The organism is Paenibacillus sp. EZ-K15 (assembly GCF_002573715.1).
Taxonomy (GTDB): Bacteria; Bacillota; Bacilli; order Paenibacillales; family Paenibacillaceae; genus Paenibacillus_AQ.
This window is the reverse complement of the sequence record NZ_PDHM01000002.1, coordinates 26,470-50,261: the sequence shown is the minus strand read 5'-3', so window position 1 is coordinate 50,261 and position 23,792 is coordinate 26,470. Positions and strand designations below refer to the sequence as shown.

General features: G+C 49.4%; 19 protein-coding genes. 4 read left to right on the top strand and 15 right to left on the bottom strand.

What is annotated here, in order from left to right; genetic code table 11:
* Positions 1–27: 27 nt before the first annotated feature.
* From rho to rpoE, 6 genes are all read right to left on the bottom strand, one after another.
* Positions 28–1,356, bottom strand: a complete 1,329-nt coding sequence (rho, locus tag CRG97_RS00555; RefSeq protein WP_098741280.1) for a transcription termination factor Rho — start codon at positions 1,354–1,356, stop codon at positions 28–30.
* A gap of 153 nt (positions 1,357–1,509) precedes the next feature.
* Entirely contained in the window at positions 1,510–2,769 is a 1,260-nt protein-coding gene (locus CRG97_RS00550; protein WP_071222334.1) for a UDP-N-acetylglucosamine 1-carboxyvinyltransferase, read from the bottom strand.
* A 304-nt stretch (positions 2,770–3,073) separates the two neighbouring features.
* Positions 3,074–3,928, bottom strand: a complete 855-nt coding sequence (gene fba, locus CRG97_RS00545; protein WP_076326392.1) for a class II fructose-1,6-bisphosphate aldolase — start codon at positions 3,926–3,928, stop codon at positions 3,074–3,076.
* 174 nt (positions 3,929–4,102) lie between these two features.
* Entirely contained in the window at positions 4,103–4,495 is a 393-nt protein-coding gene (locus CRG97_RS00540) for a response regulator (protein ID WP_098741279.1), read from the bottom strand.
* A 273-nt stretch (positions 4,496–4,768) separates the two neighbouring features.
* Entirely contained in the window at positions 4,769–6,370 is a 1,602-nt protein-coding gene (locus CRG97_RS00535) for a CTP synthase (protein WP_071221150.1), read from the bottom strand.
* Positions 6,371–7,012: 642 nt separating this feature from the next.
* The gene (gene rpoE / locus CRG97_RS00530; protein ID WP_076326390.1) at positions 7,013–7,579 is read right to left on the bottom strand and encodes a DNA-directed RNA polymerase subunit delta; all 567 of its coding nucleotides are present in this window, start codon (positions 7,577–7,579) and stop codon (positions 7,013–7,015) included.
* 367 nt (positions 7,580–7,946) lie between these two features.
* On the opposite strand from rpoE, the gene CRG97_RS00525 reads away from it, so the two are divergent.
* A complete protein-coding gene (locus CRG97_RS00525) occupies positions 7,947–9,095 on the top strand; it encodes a S8 family peptidase (RefSeq protein ID WP_098741278.1) in 1,149 nt (382 codons plus the stop codon).
* Positions 9,096–9,196: 101 nt separating this feature from the next.
* Here the strand turns inward: CRG97_RS00525 and argS are convergent, their stop codons facing one another.
* The 5 genes from argS to CRG97_RS00495 form a co-directional block, all read right to left on the bottom strand.
* Entirely contained in the window at positions 9,197–10,876 is a 1,680-nt protein-coding gene (argS, locus tag CRG97_RS00520; protein ID WP_098741277.1) for an arginine--tRNA ligase, read from the bottom strand.
* Positions 10,873–11,298: a YwiB family protein gene (locus CRG97_RS00515; protein ID WP_076326387.1), complete on the bottom strand. Its 426-nt coding sequence runs from the start codon at positions 11,296–11,298 to the stop codon at positions 10,873–10,875. The genes argS and CRG97_RS00515 overlap by 4 nt, the downstream gene beginning before the upstream one ends.
* A gap of 282 nt (positions 11,299–11,580) precedes the next feature.
* A complete protein-coding gene (locus CRG97_RS00510; RefSeq protein ID WP_098741276.1) occupies positions 11,581–12,252 on the bottom strand; it encodes a GNAT family protein in 672 nt (223 codons plus the stop codon).
* A gap of 336 nt (positions 12,253–12,588) precedes the next feature.
* Positions 12,589–13,260, bottom strand: a complete 672-nt coding sequence (locus CRG97_RS00500) for a GNAT family N-acetyltransferase (RefSeq protein WP_098741274.1) — start codon at positions 13,258–13,260, stop codon at positions 12,589–12,591.
* 50 nt (positions 13,261–13,310) lie between these two features.
* Positions 13,311–14,168 (bottom strand): carbon-nitrogen hydrolase family protein, encoded by an 858-nt coding sequence (locus CRG97_RS00495; RefSeq protein ID WP_098741273.1) that lies wholly within the window; start codon positions 14,166–14,168, stop codon positions 13,311–13,313.
* A gap of 341 nt (positions 14,169–14,509) precedes the next feature.
* Between CRG97_RS00495 and CRG97_RS00490 the strand changes: the two genes are divergently transcribed.
* Positions 14,510–15,034 (top strand): phosphatase PAP2 family protein, encoded by a 525-nt coding sequence (locus CRG97_RS00490; RefSeq protein ID WP_098741272.1) that lies wholly within the window; start codon positions 14,510–14,512, stop codon positions 15,032–15,034.
* A gap of 157 nt (positions 15,035–15,191) precedes the next feature.
* The gene (locus tag CRG97_RS00485) at positions 15,192–17,261 is read left to right on the top strand and encodes a serine hydrolase domain-containing protein (RefSeq protein ID WP_098741271.1); all 2,070 of its coding nucleotides are present in this window, start codon (positions 15,192–15,194) and stop codon (positions 17,259–17,261) included.
* A 99-nt stretch (positions 17,262–17,360) separates the two neighbouring features.
* On the opposite strand, the gene CRG97_RS00480 is transcribed toward CRG97_RS00485, so the two are convergent.
* From CRG97_RS00480 to speE, 3 genes are all read right to left on the bottom strand, one after another.
* Positions 17,361–17,840: an SRPBCC family protein gene (locus tag CRG97_RS00480; RefSeq protein ID WP_098741270.1), complete on the bottom strand. Its 480-nt coding sequence runs from the start codon at positions 17,838–17,840 to the stop codon at positions 17,361–17,363.
* Positions 17,841–18,513: 673 nt separating this feature from the next.
* The gene (speB, locus tag CRG97_RS00470; protein ID WP_076326381.1) at positions 18,514–19,383 is read right to left on the bottom strand and encodes an agmatinase; all 870 of its coding nucleotides are present in this window, start codon (positions 19,381–19,383) and stop codon (positions 18,514–18,516) included.
* 17 nt (positions 19,384–19,400) lie between these two features.
* Positions 19,401–20,228, bottom strand: a complete 828-nt coding sequence (speE, locus tag CRG97_RS00465; RefSeq protein ID WP_076326380.1) for a polyamine aminopropyltransferase — start codon at positions 20,226–20,228, stop codon at positions 19,401–19,403.
* A 336-nt stretch (positions 20,229–20,564) separates the two neighbouring features.
* On the opposite strand from speE, the gene CRG97_RS00460 reads away from it, so the two are divergent.
* A complete protein-coding gene (locus CRG97_RS00460) occupies positions 20,565–22,625 on the top strand; it encodes a transglycosylase domain-containing protein (protein WP_098741268.1) in 2,061 nt (686 codons plus the stop codon).
* A gap of 111 nt (positions 22,626–22,736) precedes the next feature.
* Here the strand turns inward: CRG97_RS00460 and CRG97_RS00455 are convergent, their stop codons facing one another.
* Positions 22,737–23,615 (bottom strand): hypothetical protein, encoded by an 879-nt coding sequence (locus CRG97_RS00455; protein ID WP_098741267.1) that lies wholly within the window; start codon positions 23,613–23,615, stop codon positions 22,737–22,739.
* Positions 23,616–23,792: the final 177 nt, after the last annotated feature.

Below are 23,792 nucleotides of genomic sequence, written 5' to 3'. Positions count from 1 at the left end.
ATCTCCTATTCTCCGGTTGATTCAGGACTAGCTCTGAGGGGCCGTCGCAGCCGATGCGCGCGATGGGCGTCTAGCTGTCTGGCCCTGAGTCCCGGTTCCGCTCCCGTTATTGGCATTCACATCAAATGATGCCAAGAACTCTGCGTTATTCTTGCTGTCACGCATTTTTTTGAGGAATCCTTCCACAAAGTCAGCAGAGTCGTTCATATTTTTACGGATCGCCCAAATGGTATCCAATTCATCCTTGTTCAGCAGCACCTCTTCACGCCGGGTACCGGAGCGACGAATGTCGATCGCCGGAAAAATACGGCGTTCCGCAAAGCGACGGTCTAGGTGCAGCTCCATGTTGCCTGTACCTTTAAATTCCTCATAAATAATGTCATCCATCCGCGATCCGGTTTCAACCAAGGCTGTAGCCAGAATCGTCAAACTTCCGCCTTCCTCCACGTTACGCGCCGAACCGAAGAAACGTTTCGGACGATGGAATGCCGCAGGATCAATACCGCCGCTCAGCGTTCTGCCGGACGGAGGAATGACCAGGTTGTACGCACGGGCAAGACGGGTGATGCTGTCCAGCAATATAACAACGTCCTTCTTATGCTCCACCAACCGCAAGGCACGGGACAATACCAGTTCCGCCACTTTAATATGGTTCTCCGGAAGCTCGTCAAAAGTAGAAGCAACCACCTCGCCCTTAACGGAACGCTGCATATCCGTCACTTCTTCAGGCCGTTCATCGATGAGTAAAACAAACAGTTCAATCTCTGGATTGTTGGTTGAGATGCTGTTGGCGATTTCTTTTAAGAGGAGCGTTTTCCCTGCTTTTGGCGGTGCTACGATCAAACCGCGTTGTCCTAAACCTACAGGTGCAAGCAGATCCATAATTCGGGTTGACAACTGATTAGGGGATGTTTCAAGAACAAGCTTTTCTTGCGGATATAGAGGAGTCAAGGCTGGGAAGTGCAATCGTTCCGCTGCGACGGCAGGATTCTCACCATTCACGGCGTTGACCTGCAGCAGCCCGAAGTAACGTTCGTTCTCTTTAGGTGTCCGGCATTTGCCCGAAACCAAATCTCCGGTCCTTAAATCAAATTTACGAATCTGGGAGGCCGAAATGTAGATGTCCTCCGTGCTCGGTAAATAGTTGATCGGTCTAAGAAAACCGTAACCTTCCGGCAAAATCTCAAGTACACCCTCCATGAACATCAAGCCGCTCTGTTCAGCCTGCGCCCGGAGAATGGCAAATATCAATTCTTTTTTCTTCAACTGGCCATAATAAGGGATCTGATACTTTTTGGCTAGCTTATACAGATCCGTCAGCTTCATGCCTTCCAAATCGGCTATTTGTAAATCCATTCAATAACCACCTATTCAATTATTTGTTTCTGTCACAGCAAGTCCCTGCTGCATGTAGTCTATTATTCTATGAGAGCTTTACTAGGAGCATTACCCAAATCAGAGGGAGATATGCAGTTTTAACCACATATTTCCCTCATTTTGGTAAAAAAATCATTCTTCCTCAGTCTCACGCCATACGTCGGCACCCAGCATACGCAGATTGGATACCAGATGGTCATAGCCGCGGTCAATGAATTCTACGCCACTTACCTCCGTTACCCCTTCGGGTACGGTTAGTCCAGCAATGACAAGAGCCGCGCCTGCGCGCAGGTCGGTCGCTTTGACTTTGGCTGCGTTCAGCGGACCGCCTTCTATAATAGCAGAACGTCCCTCCACGCGGATTTTGGCACCCATGCGAACTAACTCCGGAACATGTTTAAATCGGTTACTATATACAAAATCACTAAGGACACTAACGCCTTCCGCTTGCGTAAGCAGGCTGGTCATCGGTGATTGCAAATCCGTTGCAAATCCAGGATATATAAGCGCCTTAACGTCCACATGCTGGTATCGATCCTTACCGATCACGCGAATGCTTTCGTCCAACTCCTCAATACCAACACCCATCTCGATCAGCTTGGCCGTAAGGGCTTCAAGATGTTTCGGGATGACATTGTCAATCAGAACATCGCCGCGTGTAGCTGCGGCAGCAATCATATATGTACCGGCCTGAATCCGGTCTGGAATAATGGAATGTCGGCAGCCATGCATCTCAGTTACGCCTTCAATCCGGATCGTTTCCGTTCCAGCGCCCTTAATGACAGCTCCCATGGAGTTTAAAAGTGTTGCAACATCTATAATTTCAGGCTCTTTCGCCGCATTTTCAATAATTGTGGAGCCTTTGGCCTTAGCAGCCGCCAGCATAATATTAATGGTTGCACCAACACTGCTCACATCCAGATAGATCTTCGCGCCCCGCAGCTCTTTGGCATGCAGATGAATCGAACCGTGTTCATTGGTGACGGTTGCGCCAAGCGCTTCAAAACCCTTGATGTGCTGATCGATGGGACGAGGTTCAAAATTACAGCCGCCCGGCAGGCCGATCACGGCTTCTTTAAATCTTCCAAGCATGGCGCCCATCATATAGTAGGACGCGCGCAGTTTCTTAACGGGTCCGTTAGGCATCGGAATAGATTTGATATCAGAAGGGTCAATTCTCATCTGATTGCCTTCCCATGAAACTTGCCCGCCCAATTCTTCCAAAATCTCAGCATAAACAGCCACATCGCTGAGAAGCGGCAAATTATCAAGTACGACTTCCGATTCCGCCAGGATTGCGGCGGGAATTAACGCAATAGCACTGTTTTTGGCACCACTGATTGTTACAGTACCTCGCAGTGGGCGTCCACCGCTGATCATCAATTTTTCCATAAGCTTTCGGGTCCCCCTACATCACTTCGCAGCCGGAAATGGTTCTGATGGCCGTCATACAAGAAAAACGTCTTATCGACGTTCCTAAAGGATGACAGACCGCATTTTGCGTTCTTTTTTGTTCTCGATTATCCGGTTGTGAAGCTCACAACCCGCTTGTACTTTTGATACTTAATAAATGAAATGGAAAAACACCGGCTATGCGGTGTGCTTTCCATTTCATTGTATACAGCATAAGACAGCCTAAATATCTTAGGTGATTCCAATCATCATGTTGTGGCCATTAGGACTACAAACGACTTTATTAAGCTTGATTGTTGGAACCAAACTCACGGATTTTGCCAACCACAGTTTCCTTGATTGCCTCACGGCCTGGTTTCAGGAATGTGCGTGGATCGTAAGCTTCTGGTTTAGCAGCAAGCACTTCACGAACAACTTTAGAGAACGAAATTTGGTTCTCGGTGTTCACGTTGATTTTGGAAGTACCCAAGGAGATAGCTTTCTTAATGTCATGCGTCGGGATGCCTGTACCACCATGAAGCACCAACGGAAGTTTCACAGCATTGCGAATCTCTTCCATCTCTTTGAAACCAAGGTTTGGTTCGCCTTTGTAAGGACCATGAACAGAACCAAGCGCAGGTGCCAATGTGTCGATGCCTGTTTCGTTCACGATGCGAACGCAATCGTCAAGCTTCGCGTACATTACATCACCGATGACGTCATCTTCTTGTCCGCCGACCATGCCGACTTCAGCTTCAACGGAAACGCCTTTGGCATGAGCATACTCAACGACTTGTTTCGTTGTTGCAATATTCGTCTCAATCGGGCTGTGGGAATCATCGATCATAACCGAAGTGAATCCTGCATCGATTGCTTCTTTACATTTCTCAACACTTGAACCGTGGTCAAGGTGAATGGCAACAGGAACTGTAACTTTCAGGTCCTCCATCAAACCTTTTACCATGTGTACGACGGTGCTGAATCCACCCATATAACGAGCTGCGCCTTCGGAAACACCAAGAATTACCGGTGATTTCTCTTGCTCAGCCGCTTCAAGAATCGCATATGTCCACTCCAGGTTATTGATGTTGTATTGACCAACAGCATATTTACCTTCGAGTGCTTTGTTCAGCATGTCTGTCATTGATACTAATGGCATGGTTTCATCCTCCTATAGATGCTTAGTTTGTCTATGGTTTTTAGCCGATATAACACACGGACTTATTATACCACATCGCGTCATAAATACTAAACAAGCATTTCCTAAAATGCTGCGAAGGACCTCACATTCTGGCAAAAAAAAGAATTCCGCCCTTTGAGCAGAATTCATCATTCAACCGATATTATTGGCGGTCCCTTTCAGCTGCATATTGACGGCTTGCCGCATCTCATCAATATCAAAGGGTTTGGTAAAATGCATCAACGCACCAAGATCGGTTGCTTCCTTGATCATGTCAAGCTCTCCATAGGCAGTCATCATGATCACCTTAATGTCCGGATTCATCTGTTTAATATGCTTCAAAATCTCAAGCCCGTCCATTCCAGGAATTTTCATATCCAGCAGCACCAAATCCGGGGCATGCATCTTCACAATTTCAAGTGCAGCCTTGCCATTCGCCGCTTGAAACGTCTCATATCCTTCACTGCTGAACACTTCTACAAGCAGGATGCGGATACCATTCTGGTCATCCACAATCAGCACTTTGTGTTTGCTTTCTTTGCTCATCCCTTCAACCTCCCCGATACTTAAATCGTACAATGAGTATATGCAAACTCGAAAGTTCCTAACTTTCCCATAAACCGACCATTATTTGTATTCGCCTGTAGATGTCGAATTCCTTCCTGTCCTAAAAAAAGTAAGAAAAAAAGATGTATGAATTTGTTGTATCCGAAAGCGACAGCTCCGGACATCCGATCTGAACATTCGGCTTACCCTGTCCACAATTATGACAACGGCTTTATACGCAAAAAAGAGCCTCTTCAAAAGAGGCTCTTCCCATTATGCCTGATGCTGGATCGAGGCTTTTACAAATTCACGGAACAGCGGCTGCGGACGGTTCGGACGGGAAGTGAATTCCGGATGGAATTGCACAGCAAGGAACCAAGGGTGTCCTGGCAGCTCTACAATTTCAACCAGACGTCCATCCGGAGAAGTACCGGATATACGCAGGCCTGCTTTTTCAATATCTTCGCGGTATTGATTGTTGAACTCATACCGGTGGCGATGTCTTTCATAAACCAGCTCGTCCTGGTAGCAAGACTCTGCAAGTGATCCTGGAACCAGCTTACATGGATACAGACCCAGGCGCATCGTTCCGCCAAGATCCTCGATATCCTTCTGCTCCGGCAGTAGGTCGATGACTGGATATTCGGTAGCCGGATCAATTTCCGAGCTATTCGCGCCGTTCAGGCCGACAATCGAACGGGCATATTCAATAACGGACACCTGCATCCCAAGACAAATGCCGAAGAATGGAATATTGCGTTCGCGAGCATAACGGATCGCGCTGATCTTGCCTTCGATACCCCGATCTCCAAATCCACCCGGTACAAGGATACCGCCAATGCCACTCAACGCCTCTTCCACGTTGTCTGCCGTAATTTCTTCGGCATTCACCCAGCGGATCTTCACGTCGGCATTAGCATCAAAGCCTGCATGAGACAGGGATTCAACAACACTGAGGTAGGCATCGTGCAGTGCGACATACTTACCGACAATCGCAATCTCAACGGTCTTCTCCAGCTTGGATACACGCTCCACCAGATCCTCCCACTCGCTCATATCCGGCGCAGGGGTGGTCAATTTCAAATGATTGACAACAATTTCATCAAGGCCTTCTTCACGCAGATTCAGCGGTACCTCATACAGCGAGGAGGCATCGCGACATTCTACAACCGCGTTAGGGTCAATGTCGCAGAAGAGCGCGATTTTTGCTTTCATCTCGGTTGAAAGCTCATGCTCCGTACGGCACACGATAACATTCGGCTGAATGCCGATACTGCGGAGTTCTTTTACACTGTGCTGGGTCGGCTTGGTTTTCACTTCACCGGCTGCCTTAATATATGGAATGAGGGTTACATGAATATACATCACGTTCTCACGGCCAACGTCACTCTTAATCTGACGAATAGCCTCAAGGAAAGGAAGGCTTTCGATATCGCCAACCGTACCGCCGATTTCGGTAATAACCACATCCGAACCTGCTTCACGGCCTGCACGGAACACGCGCTCCTTGATTTCGTTCGTAATATGAGGGATTACCTGCACGGTACCGCCCAAATATTCTCCCCGACGTTCCTTGCTGATAACAGAAGAGTATACTTTCCCTGTTGTCACATTGCTGTTCTTCGACAGGTTAATATCGATGAAGCGCTCATAGTGTCCCAGGTCCAGGTCGGTTTCCGCACCGTCGTCCGTAACGAATACTTCGCCATGCTGGTAAGGACTCATGGTGCCCGGATCTATATTAATGTACGGATCGAATTTCTGAATCGTTACCTTGAGCCCTCTGTTCTTAAGCAATCTACCGAGCGAAGCGGCGGTAATTCCCTTACCAAGAGATGACACGACCCCGCCTGTTACAAAAATATACTTTGTCACTGTTAAAAACCCTCCTATATAATCTCCATAACTTCAGGCGACATATGATGTTTATCCTAACCCGTTTTCCCCTGATTCATCAGAGGGACCAACAAAAAGCATCGCTCGCTTCCAAAAATGGTGAGCGAGCTGACCTCCGACCTATTACAAACCGCATATATTGAAGCTTAAATGATCCTCATATCGAGCCGCTTAACCCGGCATACGTTATGAGGCTTCAAGACGAGCGGTTCCCATACCTCATCTTAAACAACTTGGAATATTCACTGCAAGAAACCATGAAAGTCCAGTCCACACAAGAAGGATGCTTCCACAGCCCGAAGAAAAAATGTCCATCGACAAACTTCCAGAAGACAGACTGCTTTTGATAAGGTAGTTTCTCTAGCGTTATTAGGTTCAGAAGCTAGCGTCGTTTCCACTTTCTGAGCCTTAAAAACAAAAAAAGTGACCCCGAATAAATAACGGGGCACTTTTATATTAAACATATTTAATCCACAATCATAAGCCCAAGCAATAGTTTACTCTGTGCCTTGTCTGCTTGTCAAGAGAAGAAGCAACCTCAAAATTGCCCAATTGGCTGACACTGTAAAACACAGTCATTATCAGCGCAGACAAGTCCTAAAGACCCTGCTGTATGACGGATTAATCCTTATCGTCTTCCTCAAAGGCTTCCTCTTCCAGATCATCTTCCTCTTCGGATTCCGAATCCTCGTCATCCAATTCGTCATCATCCAGAACAACCTCTTCGTCTACATCGTCCTCGGCATCGTCATCATCCGGGAAGAGATCATCGTGATCATCATCTTCGTCATCGATGCTGTCGAAATCCTCCTCGGCATCGTCACCGCTGTAAGTCTCCTCTTCATCGGTGAAGTCATCGTCATCATCATCTTCATCGTTGATGATCCGCGGACGCTTGGCGTTCGCAATCGGATCTTCGGACTTCTCCAGCGGATACCAGCGCTTTAGTCCCCACAGATTCGTTCCTACACATGCGAAACGTCCGTCTATATTGATCTCGGTATATAACTGGGCAATCGTTTCGTTAATTTCCTTTTCCGTAAAGCCACGAAGCTTGGCCACCTCATTCATAAGGTCACGGTAATAATACGGCGTATTTGCCGCCTTCAGAACCATAAAAGCCAGGTCAACCATTGGGATTTCCTGAATCTTCTCCGGATCGATCTTTAAATTGAGCGGATTACTCACTAACGCACACTTCCTCTCACACAATCTTCACGTTATACCCTCAACATATCCATTATCAAAACTAAGTAAAACCTATTTGGAAATAAAAATCAAGTTTTTATGCACCATTACCCATCAGATACCAAAAAGGAAAAAGACGGAGACAATTGTCCCCGTCTTCTGACTGTACCCGCCCCAAGGATCGACTCCTTACGGGATTAGATAAGAGAACCTTGATGTTCTCTTCATGTATCTTATGTTAGCCCTGCTGCTTTGACACGGTAAACAGGGCCTATTTCCCGGAAAAAGGGCAACATCCCATTCGGGCACTCTCCCCGGTTCATACAATACTGAAGCAACGGTTCATCGAGAAGGGAGATTGCCACATATGGATTACACCCGGATCATGCAATCACTACTTACAGAGACGAACCCTATGCGGAACGTCCGGGAAATGAACCGGCGGCTCCTTACGTTTCATGACCCTCAGCTGTACCAAGAATGTATCCGCGAATGGAATCGACTTGTCGGGGAAAGGCGTTTCCGGAGTTTAGTCAGCTGTTCGCCGCTTACCCAAACCATCATCGCTCCAGCTCCCCAAACCGCGAAGTTTGAAGCGGAGTTTCGGAATGAACTGATGGTTGAAGAGGATGACCAGGTTCATATCCAAGCCACACAAGGGACAATTGGAACGCTAACCGGAATCCCATGGGGTATCAAGCAAATTAAAGCCCCTCAAGCCTGGTCTATCTCGACAGGACACCGCGTGAAGATTGCCGTTATCGACACGGGGGTGGATTTTGCTCACCCCGATCTGAAGTATTCGCTGACTCGAGGGGTTAACCTCGTCCACCGAAACCTACCGCCATATGATGACAATGGGCACGGAACACATATTTCGGGTACCATCGCTGCTGCGAACAGCACGCAGGGAATGATTGGCGTTGCTCCAAGATCTGTAGTGTATCCAGTCAAAGCCTTTGATCATAACGGATCCGCCTTTGTGTCGGATATCATTCTGGCCATCGACTGGTGCGTACGAGCCGAGATCGATATCATTAATATGAGTTTCGGTATGCAGACCCGAAGCCGTACGCTGCTGGATATTGTAGGCAAGGCCAACCAAGCAGGCGTCATTATTGTTGCCTCCTCCGGCAATGACGGTAAACGCCGTACCGCGGACTATCCTGCCCGTTATCCTCAAACCATATCCGTCGGAGCTACCGACCGCAGTCGGAAGATCCCTTCCTTTAGCAATCGTGGACAATTTGTCGATATTTATGCACCTGGAGATAAAATCGTGTCCGCGTGGCTGCAAGGAAAATACCACGAGATGAGTGGCACCTCCATGGCGACTTCACACGTCAGCGGAGCGATTGCCCTGCTGCTTGCGCAAAAGCCTGACCTGAAAAAAACGGCTACCCTTAAGGCCCTGCTGCGACGCACCTCCTCTCCCCTAAAGCTCAAAAAAGGACACAGCGTCTCCGATGGAGAGGTAAATGCCTTGAAATTTTTGCGCGAGGGCATGAAATTATAAACTGATTCTTCAACAACTATAAAAGAACGTCCGTTTATAAATTAAAAACAGCCGCCTTTCCTCGGAAAGACGGCTGTTGTCACATATTAAAGCAAATTCCATTACATCCGTTCCGGCGCCGATACGCCCATCAGGCGAAGCACGTTAGCGATGACCGTACGAACAGCTCGAAGCAAAGCCAGGCGAGCCTGAGTTTGATCCGCATCCTCCGTAATCACGCGCTCGGCTCGATAGTAGCTGTGGAACAAGGAAGCCAGCTCATATACATACCGAATGAGTCGGTGCGGAGCATAGTTCTCAGCAGCAAGCGACACTTCCTGCGGGAGCTCTCCTATTTTGCGCAAAATGTCGTACTCATGCTCGGTTGTAAGAACGCTCAGGTTCACATCGGAAAGCGGCAGGAGGTTAACGCCTTGCTCCTCCGCTTGGCGGAATACGCTGCAAATACGTGCGTGGGCATACTGCACATAGAAGACCGGATTCTCATTGGACGTAGACACCGCCAGATCCATATCGAAATCCAGGTGCGAGTCCATGCTGCGCATGGTGAAGAAATAGCGGATTGCGTCCACGCCGACTTCATCCATCAGATCTTCCATCGTGACCGCTTTACCGGTACGCTTGGACATCTTCACTTTCTCGCCATCCTGGAACAGACTGACCATCTGGGCGATCAATACAATCAGTTTGTCCGGATCATTGCCGAGTGCCTCCATAGCAGCCCTCATCCGTGGAATATAACCATGGTGATCGGCTCCCCAAATATTAAGAATCTTGTCATAGCCGCGCTCGTATTTATTGCGGTGGTATGCAATATCCGGCGTCAGGTAAGTATAGGTTCCGTCATTCTTCACGAGGACGCGGTCTTTGTCGTCCCCATAGTCGGTTGTACGAAGCCAGGTTGCCCCATCCTTCTCATAAGCTTCGCCCTTCGATTTCAGCTCTTCCAGGGATTTCTCCACGAGTCCATTCTCATACAGGGATGTCTCACTAAACCATTCGTCAAAATGAACGCGGAATCGATTCAAATCGCGTTTGATTTTCTCCAGTTCCTTCTCAAGTCCGAACTGACGAAGGAATGCCGTTCTCTCGCCTGGATCCATGGACAGCAAAGATTCGCCCTTCTCAGCTACAAGCTCTTTGGCAAACCCTTTGATATCTTCGCCGTGGTATCCATCTTCCGGCATTTCGGCATTCTGACCGAGCTCCTGCAAATAACGGGCTTCGAGGGATTTGATCAGGTTCACCACTTGATTGCCAGCATCATTTATATAGTATTCGCGCGTAACTTCGTATCCTGCAAAATCAAGCACATTGCAGAGGGCATCGCCTACCGCCGCTCCGCGGGCATGCCCCAGGTGCAGACTTCCGGTGGGATTAGCGCTAACAAACTCCATCTGAACCTTTTGCCCCTCGCCCGTAGCAATCCGTCCGTAGTTGTCACCCTGTTCTTCTACCAATGCAACGATCGGATAGAGGTACCCCTTGTCCAAGGTAAAATTAATGAATCCTGGTCCGGCTATTTCTGCTTTTTCAATCGAAGCTTTCGCCATGTCCAAATGTTCCAAGATAGACTCCGCAATTTGCCGCGGGTTCTTCTTGGCGATTCGTGTCAACTGCATCGCTACGTTCGTAGCCAGGTCGCCATGCGACTTATCCTTGGGAACTTCCAGGGTTATGCCCGGCAATTCCTCACGGGAAACCAGTCCTGCAGCAACGGCAGCGTCAGCCACCGCTTCTGCAACCAGCCCGTTAATGTGATCTAATGGATTCATTGTCATGATTCATGTGCCTCCTGAATAGTCAAACTAATAGAAAAGTGTCCCGATAACTCGCCCGACACATATAAATCGTACGCCCAAGCTGCTCGTCCGGACACGCCTTCAAGCGCTAGCTCCAGACGCTGCGTGTACGTAGAGAGATTAAATGAAGTGAACGGGGAGCGATAATACCCCGGCAATCGTTGGCCTAATCGAAACGACTGCTCGGACTCCACCTCGCCGTGACGGATTAACTTCAGCTCGTCCTCCGTCAGCTTAAGCATCGCCCGGGTCTCCCCTTGATGCGGTCCAAGCGCTGGTTCTGTATAGCGAACATACAAGACATTCCCTTTAATAAACGCCTCTGCCGGAAGCTCCTGTATCGTATTCTCCCCTTCGTGAAGGCTTTGAAGACGGATGCTCACTTGTTTTCGGTCGTTCATGTACGTTCCTCTTTTCCTTACCTATTGTATTACTATATCCAGTATAGCCTTGCAATTCAAATGAGGATTTTAGCAAAATGAGAAGAAAAAACACCGAACAACGCATACTCACTAAGACAAACCGTGTGCAAAGGGTTTCTTCCCGCGTTTATCGAACGTTTCAGCCTGGCCCGGCCTAGCTAATCTACTATATAGAATACCAAAACATTACACACTATGTGCATAAGAACAATGGAATAGCCTGATTCTGGAACGAATCAGGCATTCACGTAACTACTTAGGTTACAACGGCAGCAGGGATACCATCTTCCGTGCCTCCAGCTGGGTCATCATATCGACCCAAGCTTGAGGTTTCTCCGGCAGCACCGAATAGTAGCGTTTCAGGAAGTTCACAATCAACTCGGCTGGAAGTTCAGCAGCAGCATCGTCCCCCGGCATGAAACAGAGATCCAGGCCGCTTACCGCTTCGCCACCCTGGCTCCACGAAGGATGAACATAATCAATATCCGTGCGTTTGTAGCCAAGATGCGACAATACCTCGCGACGGACGAAAGGGTCCATCGGCTTTACCCCGCCAAATTCATAATCCTGCACCCGGTACGGATCGTAAATCTCAGCAAACATGCCTAGCAGCTCTTTGCCGTTTGCTGCCGCCAATTGATTTAGATCCTTCAAGCGATGCTGTGCCAGGAATCGTCCGATCCCGAGCCCTTCACGCCCGATAATGGTAAAATCGGTCATCGCTACATTCCAGTCCTCGTAATACCGATATTCCGTCGTACCGACCACCTCGCCCTCATGCAAGGCAACAAATACCCGAATGCCCGGATCTTCAAGCGGCTCCTTCCATAGACTGAACTCCAGCACCTCTTCCGGAGGGAACACTTCCTTCATCAGATTGTGCATGCTGCGGAACAAAGGATCATCAATGCTCGTAATGCGAATATATTCCATTAAATGAAACCTCCTCATTAGTAAAGTAATTTAATCTGTATACTTGGCGGAATAACTTCGATCTTAATATACCTTGAATTATGATATCTCAATGTCCCACTTTATGAGATTGAACATCCATGATCTGCAAAGCACCAAACACGAGAAAAAATATTGTCATGATAATAAGCGAAATGCCGATCCACATAAACCATCTCTTATCCTTTTTATCTTTCTTTGATTTAACAATAAAAAGGATTCCTATTACCAGAAATAATAACGCAATGATAATTACCAATGAAACAACCTCCTCTTTGGTTGAAGCCGTGTTCAAATATCCGGTGTAAAATGAAACGATTATCCTCTAAATGGACTCTTCCATTCCATTAAGGCCCCGTAATTGCAGGACTCCTCATCCTCCAAATACTCTGCCGCTACCCCAACGGGCGTCCGGCCGCAACGAAGCAGGAAGGTAATCACCGGATCCTTGAGATCACCCCGGACAACAGCGTCCAGATACTCCGCAGCCGACATTTCATGGGCATGCCGATGATAGCCGGGCATCCGTCCGCCGCCAAGCAGTCGGTCCAGTCCCCGATTCACCGTCACATGATACAGCGACTGAATCAGCCATTTGCCGAGTCCAAGCTTACGGAAGCGCGGCCTGACACAAATGTCGGCAATGTATAGCGTATTCCCGTCCGGCTTATGGGTCCGGATATACCCGTTATCCGTGGTCTCCGCCCAGGAGTGCGCAGGCTCCCGTGGATCGTAATCCACAATGAGCGAGGTGATCGACCCGGCGAGCATCCCGCCCACTTCAACGCACAGAGCGCCCTCAGGGAACAAGGTGACATGCTGATTCAGCTGCTCCTTGTTCCACCACTGCTCCGGCGGATATGGGGGCGGGAACGTCTCGGATTGAATGAAGATCAGCTCGTCAAAATCCGCTTCCGTGTAGCTTCGAATGACAACCGGCACCGGCCGGGCGGCGTCAAATACGTAAAACTGTTGATGAAACCGGGCCATTTCCTCTGCACCGCCTTTGTCCTATTTTCCTCAAGTGATGATAAACGGGCTTATTCCCAATCCGGATACAAATCCGTGCGGCGATCGCGCCATGTCGTGACGGAACCCTTCTCACGCACTTGATACAATAAATCCAGATCAAGATCGGCGGTAATGATCATGTCGTTGTTCAGCTCTCCCTCGGCCAGCAGGCCCTGCGGAGGAAACGGGATATCGTTCGGGGTAATGATGGCCGCCTGTCCGAAGTTGGCACGCATCAGATCCACGGTTGGCAGCGAGCCAACGGTACCGGTCAGCACCACATAGATTTGATTCTCAATGGCGCGGGCATGGCTGGTGTAACGCACGCGGTGGAACCCGTGACGATCATCTGTACAGGATGGACAGAAAATGACGTCAGCCCCTTTAGCCTTGGCCATGCGCACAATCTCAGGGAATTCGATGTCATAGCAGGTCAGCATCGCAATGGTGCCTTTTTCCGTTTCGAACACTTCGAGTCCTTCACCCGCTCCCATATTCCATCCGCTAATCTCCGAAGGCGTGATATGGATCTTGGCTTGCTCCGCAATGCGGCCGTCCGGATAGAACAGATGCGCTACATTGTACAGCTTCCCTTCCCGCCGAATGACGTGCGTCCCGCCAATGATATGCATGTTATATTGCTTCGCAAAGCCTTGAAACAGCTCGCGGTAACGGTCTGTGAAATCCGGAAGGTCATTGATCGTCAATGCCTTGCCCTGATCATCCCCGATGGACATCAGTTGGGTTGTAAAAAATTCCGGAAACAGCACAAAATCGACTTCAAATTCCTCCGCCGTCCGGATATAATGCTCCGACTGACGGGCAAAATCGTCAAAGGATTGAATGGTGTGCAGATGATATTGCACGGCAGAAACGCGGAATTTCATGCTTCTCCTCCTTAGGCATGGTTAGATGCTTTCATTATATCGGATTCCGGGCTTCGAGAACATGGGGACATGAAGTCATCATCCCTTGGAAACCATAACCTTACGGAGCGTGCTACCAACACACTTAAACGGTTATCATCAAATCCACTTGCGACAAAGAAAGTTCAATTTATGAAAAAATACATGTCATTCATACCCACGCTTAACAATTCTCCTGTATACTGTCGTATGTAAGCCTCTTGTCTACACTATGAATCTCGGCCCTTACAAGCATATATTGCAGCCTATTTAACTTTGGGCTGACTGCTTACAAAATTATAATGAGAGGTGTTCTGTTCACAATGATTACTCGTTCGATGGATTGGCTTCAGCAACATGACCACCTTATCTTCCGCTGGTTAAACCGCAAGATCAGCAACAAAACGGTGGATTCGATGCTCGCGCTGGTCACCCATATGGGGGGTGCTATCTTTACCATTGTGCTGACACTTTCGATAGCGTTTTTTGCACCTGAGCCATGGAATACGATGGGGTGGCAGAGTTTTATTGCACTTTCCCTCAGCTTCCTGATTACGGCCCTCATCAAAAAGAAGATGCGGCGCATCCGGCCCTATCTGGCACTTGAAAAGGTGCGGTTCGAAAAAAAACCGATGAAGGACCACTCGTTTCCTTCCGGACACTCGACGGCCATCTTTTCCATTATCACGCCGTTTCTGTTCATAACGCCTTGGCTGTCATTGCTCTTGATCCTGCTGGCCCTTACGGTCAGCCTGTCACGCATTTATCTTGGCTTCCACTATCCTTCGGATTGTTTGGCCGGCTGTTTCGTCGGAACCACCTCGGCGCTGCTTATCGTGCTCAGTTAAAAAAACAGGTGTCCCCACATGGCTTTACGGCTATGGATGGGATGCCTGTTTTTTTATTCCTCCCCGCACTCTGTAAATTTTCCGAAAAAAGATTGAACCATTTGGGCTGGTAAATCGTACTAATTAAGTACATTCATAATAAGGAGGAATTTATTCATTGAAGAAAAGACTATCACGGATGCTCGTAACCCTTCTCGCAGTCACACTGGTTCTTCCTGCTGGGGTAATGGCAGCAGATAACAGCCAAGTTGCCGCTGGAGGAGGCCTTCAGAAAACCGCCGCAGAGAAAGCCAAGCTGCTCACCGAGACTTATGGTACGACAAGCGTTCAATATGCCCTTATCGACAACGGAGTGATTACCGTGTCCGGGCAAGCGGGCGTCAATGATATCGAAGGAAAGAAACCGCTGACCAAGGATACGATGTATGGCATCGGCTCCACGAGTAAAGTGTTCACCGCCGCTGCGGTCATGAAATTGGTGGATGAGGGGAAAATCAACCTGGATACGCCTCTGGTTCAGTACATACCCGAATTCACGATGAAAGACGAACGCCACAAAAAAATTACGCCGCGCATGCTGATCAACCATTCCTCCGGACTGCAGGGTTCCAGCCTGAACAATGCATTTTTGTTCGAAGATAATGACCCTCATGCACATGACACGCTGCTCAAGCAGTTGTCCACCCAAAACCTAAAAGCGGACCCGGGTGCGTTCTCCGTTTATTGTAATGATGGATTCACGCTGGCCGAGATACTGGTAGAGAAAGTGAGCGGCAAGGATTTTACCGCATTCATTCATCAATATTTTACCGAGCCGTTAGATTTGGACCACACGAAGACATCCCAAGATACGTTGGAGTTAAGCCAAATGGCGGGTCTGTATTATCCTACTCACCAAGGGCAACTTCCTAACGAGACGGTCAATGTGATCGGAACCGGCGGCATCTATTCTACGGCTGAAGACTTGGTGCAGTTTGCGCAGATCTTCACCGGGGAAGCCGAAGGCATTCTTTCCGACAAATCCGTCAAAGCCATGGAGCAGGAAGAATATAAAAAGGGTCTGTGGCCCGAAGATGCTGATAACTCGTTCGATTATGGGCTTGGCTGGGACAGCGTAAGACTATTCCCGTTCAATCAATATGACATGAAGGCCGTAACCAAAGGCGGAGACACTATCTTGTATCACGCTTCGCTCGTAGTTCTTCCAGAGCAAAATATGGCTGCCGCTGTTTTATCTTCCGGGGGTTCCAGCTCAACCAACCAATTGTTGGCTAATGAGATTTTGCTGCATGCTCTTAAGGAGAAAGGCACGATCAAGGAATTCAAGCCGGAAAAATCCTTCGGCAAACCGGTAAAGGCTGATATGCCAAGCGACATCACCAAATATGCCGGTTATTATGGCGTGACGAATCAGCAAATGAAAGTCGACCTCAAGGACGGCGAACTGTCCATTACCGTTCCCATGATTCCGGATTATCCTGCGGAGAAATATGTATACACCGCGGATGGAACATTTGTCAGCGCGGATGGCAGCACGAAGGTCAGCTTTGTCAAAGAAAAGAATGACCGTATCTACTTATGGGTAAGACAATATGTTTCGATTCCTGGACTGGGACAGATGGCTTTATCGCAATATTTGGCCGAAAAAATGGAAGCGAACTCGCTGTCCAAGGAGACTGCTGCCGCATGGGCCAAGCGCGAAGGTGAAACGTTCTATCCATTGAACGAGAAATTCACATCGCTGATGTACTTCATCACGAAACCGACGGTAGAGATTAACAGCAAGAGCGGTCTGGAAGGATATCTGATCGACAAGAAGATCATCGACTCGGATACCGCGGTAAGCCAGCATCAGGTTCCGGCAATCGGCAGCCGGGATACGTCCGAATTCCGCTTCTATAAGGAAAAAGGCGTAGAGTATCTCGAAGGGGCAGGAGCCCTGTTTGTGAGCGGTAAGGACGTTAAGCCGCTTTATAAAGGAAAAAAATCAACCGTCACCCTGCAAGCCGATGGCTACGCCAAATGGTACACCGTCCCTAAACAAGCTGCAGGCAAAACGATGACCGTCACCCTGCCAGCACAAGGTGCATTCGCCGTGTATGACGAAAAAGGTACCGTTGTGAACTACAGCATCGTCAGCGGCAGTAATGAAGTGAAGCTCCCAGCCAATGGAGCTGTCGTATTTGCCGGTGCCCCAAGCTCAGCATTCGGTATCACCCTGAAATAACACGAAAGCAAGCAACCCGATTAGCCGCTAGGCTTAAGTAGGGTTGCTTGCTTTTTTTACTGTTAAAGGGACGTTGTGAGGCGCGCAGCCTGTCCGCTATCATTCAGTAAAGACCGCGAGATTCTCAAGCGTAGAATCCAAGCCCTCTTCGTGATCTTCCTGCCGTATGCCCTCAGGAACGTCCTCGCAAACAATCGTCACATCCGTGCCTTCCGCAAGTGCTGTCAACGTCCAAGTCATGGTCATCAAGCCCCCGTAAGCGGGATCTTCCGACTCAAATTCAACACATTGCACGATTTTCTTGTTTGGCACCAACTTCAGGAATTTACCTTGGACGATATCCGTGCCTTCCGATGATTTACCTAGGTTGGCGTGGTCCGTTCCATTATAGGTGAGTACCATTCGATAAGTCCCGCCTTCACGGGCATCAAAGGTGTCGATCTGACCTGACATCCCCTCTGGCGGAAGCCACGACACCCAAGCCTTGGGGTCAGTAAATGCCTGATATATGGTTTGTGGCGATGCCTTAATCAATCTAGAAGCAGAGTCAATTCTCTTCTTACTGGACGAATCTGCCATTGATGTTAACCTCCTTATTGGCGTCATCAAAATCCGGGTCAAGCTTTCTTAAGTTTATAACATATGACCACCCATAATTTCTTCTCAATTGCTCAGTTGAAAAAGCAAGCCGACCCCGATAGCCGCAGGCTTAGATAGGGAAGGCTTGCTTTTTCTTCAACAGCCGAGGGGCGAAGCCTCGGCTGCTCATGCACGCAATGCATGCCCTCGAGCCGCCCCGCCAGGGAAGCTGTCGAGAGGGCCGCGCCCACGCGAAAAAGCAAGCAACCCCGATAGCCGTAGGCTTAGATAGGGGAAGCTTGCCTTTTTCTTCAACAGCCGAGGGGCGAATAGCTCGGCTACTCATGCACGCAGTGCAGGCCCTCGAGCGACCCGCCAGGGAAGCTGTCGAGAGGGCCGCGCCCACGCGAAAAAGCAAGCCGACCCCGATAGCCGTAGGCTTAGATAGGGGAAGCTTGCTTTTTCTTCAACAGCCGAGGGGCGAATAGCTCGGCTGAAATATGGACGCTATAGAGGCCACGAGGACGTCCCCGCCAGGGGAGTCCGAGCGGTGGCCGGGCACAAGCACCAGCCCGCTCAGATCCTCATACCAACTCCGAGCACCAAAGTTCCGGGTGTCCAGAGGGCAGCGCCCTTGGGGCCCTCCCTGGCAGGGAGGGTTTGGGTGGGTGGACTACTTAACGAATCCCAACAACATCTCACGAATCAACTTCGCAGCTACGATCTGGGTCTGCTCCGAAGGATCATAGATCGGCGCCACTTCCACGAGATCGCAGCCGACCACGTTCACGTCGGAGCCAGCAATGAGGTGCACGGCTTCCAGCAGCTCCTTCGATGTGATGCCGCCTGCTTCTGCAGTACCGGTGCCCGGTGCGGCAGATGGGTCAAGCACATCGATGTCGATGGTCACGTAGACCGGACGGTTGCCCATGGAAGGCAAGGCTTCCTTAAGAGGGGCCGCGACTTCGAACGGATAAAAGTTAATGTTCTCCCGTCCATATTGGAACTCCTCGCGGGAGCCGGAACGGATACCGAATTGATAAATATTCTTGCCGCCCATAATGCCCGCCGCCTTGCGGACCGGTGTGGAGTGGGACAACGGCTCTCCCTCATAATGCTCGCGCAGGTCAGCATGGGCATCGATATGGATCAGAATAAGATCCGGATACTTCTCATACACCTTCTGAATGATCGGCCAGGATACGAGGTGCTCGCCGCCAAGTCCGATCGGGAATTTCCCGTCATCCAGCAGTTTGCCTACATAATCGCCAATCACTTCGAGACTGCGGCCCGCATTGCCGAAAGGCAGCATGAGGTCGCCTGCATCGAAATACGTCATGTCTTCAATGCTTTTATCTAAGTACGGGCTGTACTCCTCCAAGCCTACGGAAGCCTGGCGAATACGAGCTGGGCCAAAACGGGAACCCGGACGGTAGCTAACCGTGAAATCCATCGGCATACCGTAAATGACAGCCTTGGACCCCTCATAATCCTCAGAACTCAAAATAAACACGTTGCCGGAGTAACCTTGATCCAGTTTCATCAGTTTATCGCTCCTCCTTATTTCACCAGGTCTTCAACAAATTTAGGCAGCACGAATGCGGCTTTGTGCAGGCGGGGCGAATAGTACTTCGTATCCATCTCATCAATCGTGGACTCGTCCACTTCAAGCGGATCATACGTTTTGCTGCCCATGGTGAAGGTCCACAGACCACTTGGGTAGGTTGGAATGTTCGCTCCATACACACGGACGATCGGGAAGATTTCCTTCACGTCTTTGTTGACCTGCTGAATCAGGTCCGCTTTAAACCACGGGTTGTCCGTTTGCGCCACGAAAATACCATCTTCCTTCAGCGCTTCGTAGATCCCTTGGTAGAATCCGCGCTCAAACAATGGAGCGGCCGGGCCCACAGGCTCGGTGGAGTCTACCATAATGACGTCGTATTCGTTCTTATTCTCAATGATGTGCATATATCCATCGTTAACCAGTACTTCGACCTTCGGATCATCCAGCTTGCCGGCGATCTCAGGCAAATACTGCTTCGAATATTCAATAACTTTTCCATCAATTTCAACGAGTACTGCTTTCTCTACGCCCGGATGCTTGATCACTTCGCGAATGACGCCACCGTCTCCTCCGCCGACAACAAGAACCTTCTTCGGATTTGGATGCGTGTTCAGCGCGGGGTGAGCGACCATCTCATGATAGACGAATTCATCCTTAATTGTAGTCATAACCATACCGTCCAGAACGAGCATGCGCCCGAATTCCTCAGTATCGATCATATCCAGTTGTTGAAACTCCGTCTTCTCATGTACAAAAGTCTCCCGGATTTTAGCCGTGATGCCAAAAGTCGGGGTTTGCTTCTCTGTGTACCATAATTCCATCGTCGTCACTACCTTCTTTCCGCTAGAATAATGTTCAGCCGTCCAGATCCAAGCCGCAAAACTTTATTCGGGGCAGATGCCTTTAGCTTACAGTTTCACACTTTTCCTATTGTACCAAACAAATTAGATTATATTAAATCAAGCCCAAATTGCAACCAAAACTTCCGGCACAGATGAATGGAAGCAAAAACATCATCGCTTTCGATGAATATCCTTCCCTCAGCAGCCCCATACTATATAGAAAAAGAAGGCAACCAAGGAGAATTTGAGTATATCTCCATTGTTGGCAGCGTAAAAGCCTCGACTCTACAAAAAGGACTGGAAGGAGAACCACTGATGCCGGGACAAAAAAAATCACCCAAGCGCAAACGTCGTTTCGTCCGGCTTGCTACATTTCTGTTTGTACTCCTTGGCATTTCTATCATCGCCGGCGGCATTCTGCTCGCCTATTTATTTATAACGCCACTGCCCGTCGCGGAAACATCCCGCTACTCCCGTCTGCTTGACAGCCAAGGAGATTTAATCGCCACCTTCTCGACCACGGGGCATACATCCGAGCAAGTGAGCTTGAACGATATATCTCCTCATCTGATCCAGGCTACCTTGGCGGTGGAGGACCGGAAATTCTATGATCATCCGGGGTTTGATATGAAGGGCATGGCCCGAGCCATATTGGTCAACCTGCAGCATATGGATCGCAAACAGGGCGCCAGCACATTAACCCAGCAGCTTGCACGAAACTTATACCTATCTCATGAAAAAACATGGACACGCAAACTCAAGGAGGCCAAATTCACCGCCCAGCTTGAGATGAAATATACGAAAGATCAAATCCTTGAAATGTACCTCAACGAAATTTATTACGGCCACGGAGCTTACGGTATCGAATCGGCGTCCCTGCTCTACTTCGGCAAGTCGGCAAAAAAACTGACTTTGGCCGAAAGCGCGATGCTGGCCGGCATTCCAAAGGGTCCGACGTATTACTCGCCCTACAATCATATGGACAACGCGCTCAAAAGACAGCAGATTGTCCTGAATGCCATGGCGGAGACCGGATTCATTACCGAGACCGAGGCCGATAAAGCCGCCTCGGCCAAGCTCGCCCTGCTCCCTCAGGATCGTCAGGAGAATAAAGTGATTGCCTCCTATTTCCGGGACTATGTCCGGAGCCTCGTCACCAAACAGCTGAACATTACGGATCAGCAGCTCGAGCAGGGCGGCCTCAACATCTATACGACCCTGGATCCGCGGGCCCAAAAGGCAGCCGAAGAGGCTGTATCCGAAGGTATGGACAACAAGAGCGAGCTGGAAACGGCTCTCGTGTCCGTCGACCCGCGTAACGGGCACATCAAAGCCATGGTTGGCGGTAAGAACTACCGGGAGAATCAGTACAACCACGCGTTGGCCAAAACAAGGCAGCCCGGGTCGTCATTTAAGCCGATTATGTACTTAACAGCCATTGCATCCAAGGAAATGACGAGCACCAGCGTGTTCAACAGCCAGCCCACTCTGTTTCATTACGATAACAACCGCAAAACGTATCAGCCCAGCAACTTCGGCGATAAATATTTAGGAGAAATTCCCATGCGGGAAGCCATCGCCGCTTCGGATAATATTTATGCCGTGAATACCATCATGAAGATCGGCCCGGAAAAAGTAGCCGACATGGCGAAAAAGATGGGCATCACAAGTCCGCTTGCGCCTGTACCCTCGCTGGCCCTGGGAACCTCACCCGTCAGCCCGCTGGAGATGGCCTCCGCTTACGCGGTTATGGCTAACAACGGCAAACGGGTCTCGCCTGTCGCCGTGCTGAACATCACCGATGCCGCCGGCCGCAGCTTGTATACAGCGCCGGAAGAGTCGGGTGAACAAGTGGTTGAACCTGCTGCGGCTTACGTGATGACACGCATGATGGAGGGGGTATTCGAGACAGGTGGCACGGGCAACCGCGTCTCTACCCTAATGAAACGACCGGTTGCCGGGAAGACAGGCACCACCGACTCCGACGCTTGGCTCGTGGGCTATACACCGGAGCTGTCGACGGCGGTTTGGGTTGGATATGATAAAGGGCGGGAAATCAGCAAAGTCGACGGGCGGCGGGCAGCGCCGATTTTCGCGCAGTATACGGAGAAAGCGCTGGAGAATGTACCGCCGAAGATTTTTCCGATCCCGGATGAAGTCATCAGCGCTTATGTGGATCCCAAGACCGGGAAGCTCGCAGGCACCGACTGTCCTGGCAAAATTCTGGAGGTCTTCGTTAAGGGTACGGAGCCTACCGAATATTGTGATGAACACGGAAACGGAGAGCCTGCGAAGAAGGCGGACCCTGCAGATGCGGCCGAGAAACAGGAAGAACGTTCCTGGTGGAAGGATTTCAAACGATGGTGGGTTGAGTAACTCGGATCGAACCGTCACATCAAAAAAACAGCAAGCTCCTATTACGGGACTTTCCCGCAAGAGGGCTAGCTGTTTTTCTCTTTTTCACGATAAGTTATGTAGGTGACTTCATTATAAAACGGTTATATATTCGATCATGGAACTGCCCAGAATCACGATTACGAGCATTAGTGCAACGTAGACCAGCAGGATCGCATACAGCGGATCCAGGCCGCCAACCATTCTTCTCTTGTAGCTGGTCATGACGAATAAAGGCACGGTCATCACGGTGCTGATGAACGACAGAAGGATGATAACCTTCGATATATCACCATTCAGGAACAGGAACAGAAAACTAACCACATACAATACGAGGAATATGGGCAGCAAAGCGCCGAATCTTGCCATCACTTCTTTTAGCTTGGCAGTCGGGTTGAAGGACAGCTTGACCGCAGCGAAGGTAAAGACGTTCAGCAAGAATAAGAAAATCGCAGTCCATATGATAGGCTTTAGGACCAGATCTGCAAATGCCCCCTCAGGCAGCCCTTGCAGTTCATGATGAAGCGCTGCATACAGCGCGAGTGGAAAAAGAACAACATAGAGCATCATGGACACGATCGCATTGAAGAACTGACCGCTCTCCGTTCCGGCAGCTGCGCCAAAGGGATGTCTGAGTCCCTTCAGAAAATAATCCCCGTAGAGCTGCCCGTACAATTTTAAGCTGGTCCAATAAGGATTAGGCTCCTCTTCTTCTTCGGCATGCTGCCGGCCTGCCGCTCGGAACGGAATATCCGGCGGGGTATACACCGGCAGAGCCGATTCGATCTGGCGTGCATGAGGTATCTCCCCTTTACTGCTGGCACTTCGTCTATTCACACTATAGACCTCCGACGTTGCTGCTTGCTCTTTCATGGAGGCAAATACGGGTGAATCCTCGATAATCAGTCTTGCCCCGCATTTCTTGCAATACTTCCCATCTCCCGTTTCATATCGACATATTGGACAAGTCATACTCTGGCCTCCCCTATTCATACACATCCGCAAATCGAAGGATAGGTATTAGATAATGTACACATACGAATCGAAACGTTTGGCCCGTGCAAAGATGTTATGCAGCGCATGAGGTGTCCTGGACCCAGGTATGCTTCCTATGCGAATTTACATCTTTTTGCTAATAGTATAAGTTGG

What these genes read in the sequence shown, in the direction of transcription:
- CRG97_RS00515 (WP_076326387.1), bottom strand. Translation starts at nt 11,298, where the DNA reads ATGAACGACCGAAAACAAGTGAGCATCCGTCTTCAAAGCCTTCACGAA.
- CRG97_RS00495 (WP_098741273.1), bottom strand. Translation starts at nt 14,168, where the DNA reads ATGAAATTCCGCGTTTCTGCCGTGCAATATCATCTGCACACCATTCAA.
- rho (WP_098741280.1), bottom strand. Translation starts at nt 1,356, where the DNA reads ATGGATTTACAAATAGCCGATTTGGAAGGCATGAAGCTGACGGATCTG.
- fba (WP_076326392.1), bottom strand. Translation starts at nt 3,928, where the DNA reads ATGCCATTAGTATCAATGACAGACATGCTGAACAAAGCACTCGAAGGT.
- CRG97_RS00540 (WP_098741279.1), bottom strand. Translation starts at nt 4,495, where the DNA reads ATGAGCAAAGAAAGCAAACACAAAGTGCTGATTGTGGATGACCAGAAT.
- CRG97_RS00510 (WP_098741276.1), bottom strand. Translation starts at nt 12,252, where the DNA reads ATGGAATATATTCGCATTACGAGCATTGATGATCCTTTGTTCCGCAGC.
- CRG97_RS00480 (WP_098741270.1), bottom strand. Translation starts at nt 17,840, where the DNA reads ATGGCAGATTCGTCCAGTAAGAAGAGAATTGACTCTGCTTCTAGATTG.
- CRG97_RS00460 (WP_098741268.1), top strand. Translation starts at nt 20,565, where the DNA reads ATGCCGGGACAAAAAAAATCACCCAAGCGCAAACGTCGTTTCGTCCGG.
- speB (WP_076326381.1), bottom strand. Translation starts at nt 19,383, where the DNA reads ATGAAACTGGATCAAGGTTACTCCGGCAACGTGTTTATTTTGAGTTCT.
- argS (WP_098741277.1), bottom strand. Translation starts at nt 10,876, where the DNA reads ATGACAATGAATCCATTAGATCACATTAACGGGCTGGTTGCAGAAGCG.
- CRG97_RS00500 (WP_098741274.1), bottom strand. Translation starts at nt 13,260, where the DNA reads ATGGCCCGGTTTCATCAACAGTTTTACGTATTTGACGCCGCCCGGCCG.
- CRG97_RS00455 (WP_098741267.1), bottom strand. Translation starts at nt 23,615, where the DNA reads ATGACTTGTCCAATATGTCGATATGAAACGGGAGATGGGAAGTATTGC.
- speE (WP_076326380.1), bottom strand. Translation starts at nt 20,228, where the DNA reads ATGGAATTATGGTACACAGAGAAGCAAACCCCGACTTTTGGCATCACG.
- CRG97_RS00550 (WP_071222334.1), bottom strand. Translation starts at nt 2,769, where the DNA reads ATGGAAAAATTGATGATCAGCGGTGGACGCCCACTGCGAGGTACTGTA.
- CRG97_RS00490 (WP_098741272.1), top strand. Translation starts at nt 14,510, where the DNA reads ATGATTACTCGTTCGATGGATTGGCTTCAGCAACATGACCACCTTATC.
- CRG97_RS00525 (WP_098741278.1), top strand. Translation starts at nt 7,947, where the DNA reads ATGGATTACACCCGGATCATGCAATCACTACTTACAGAGACGAACCCT.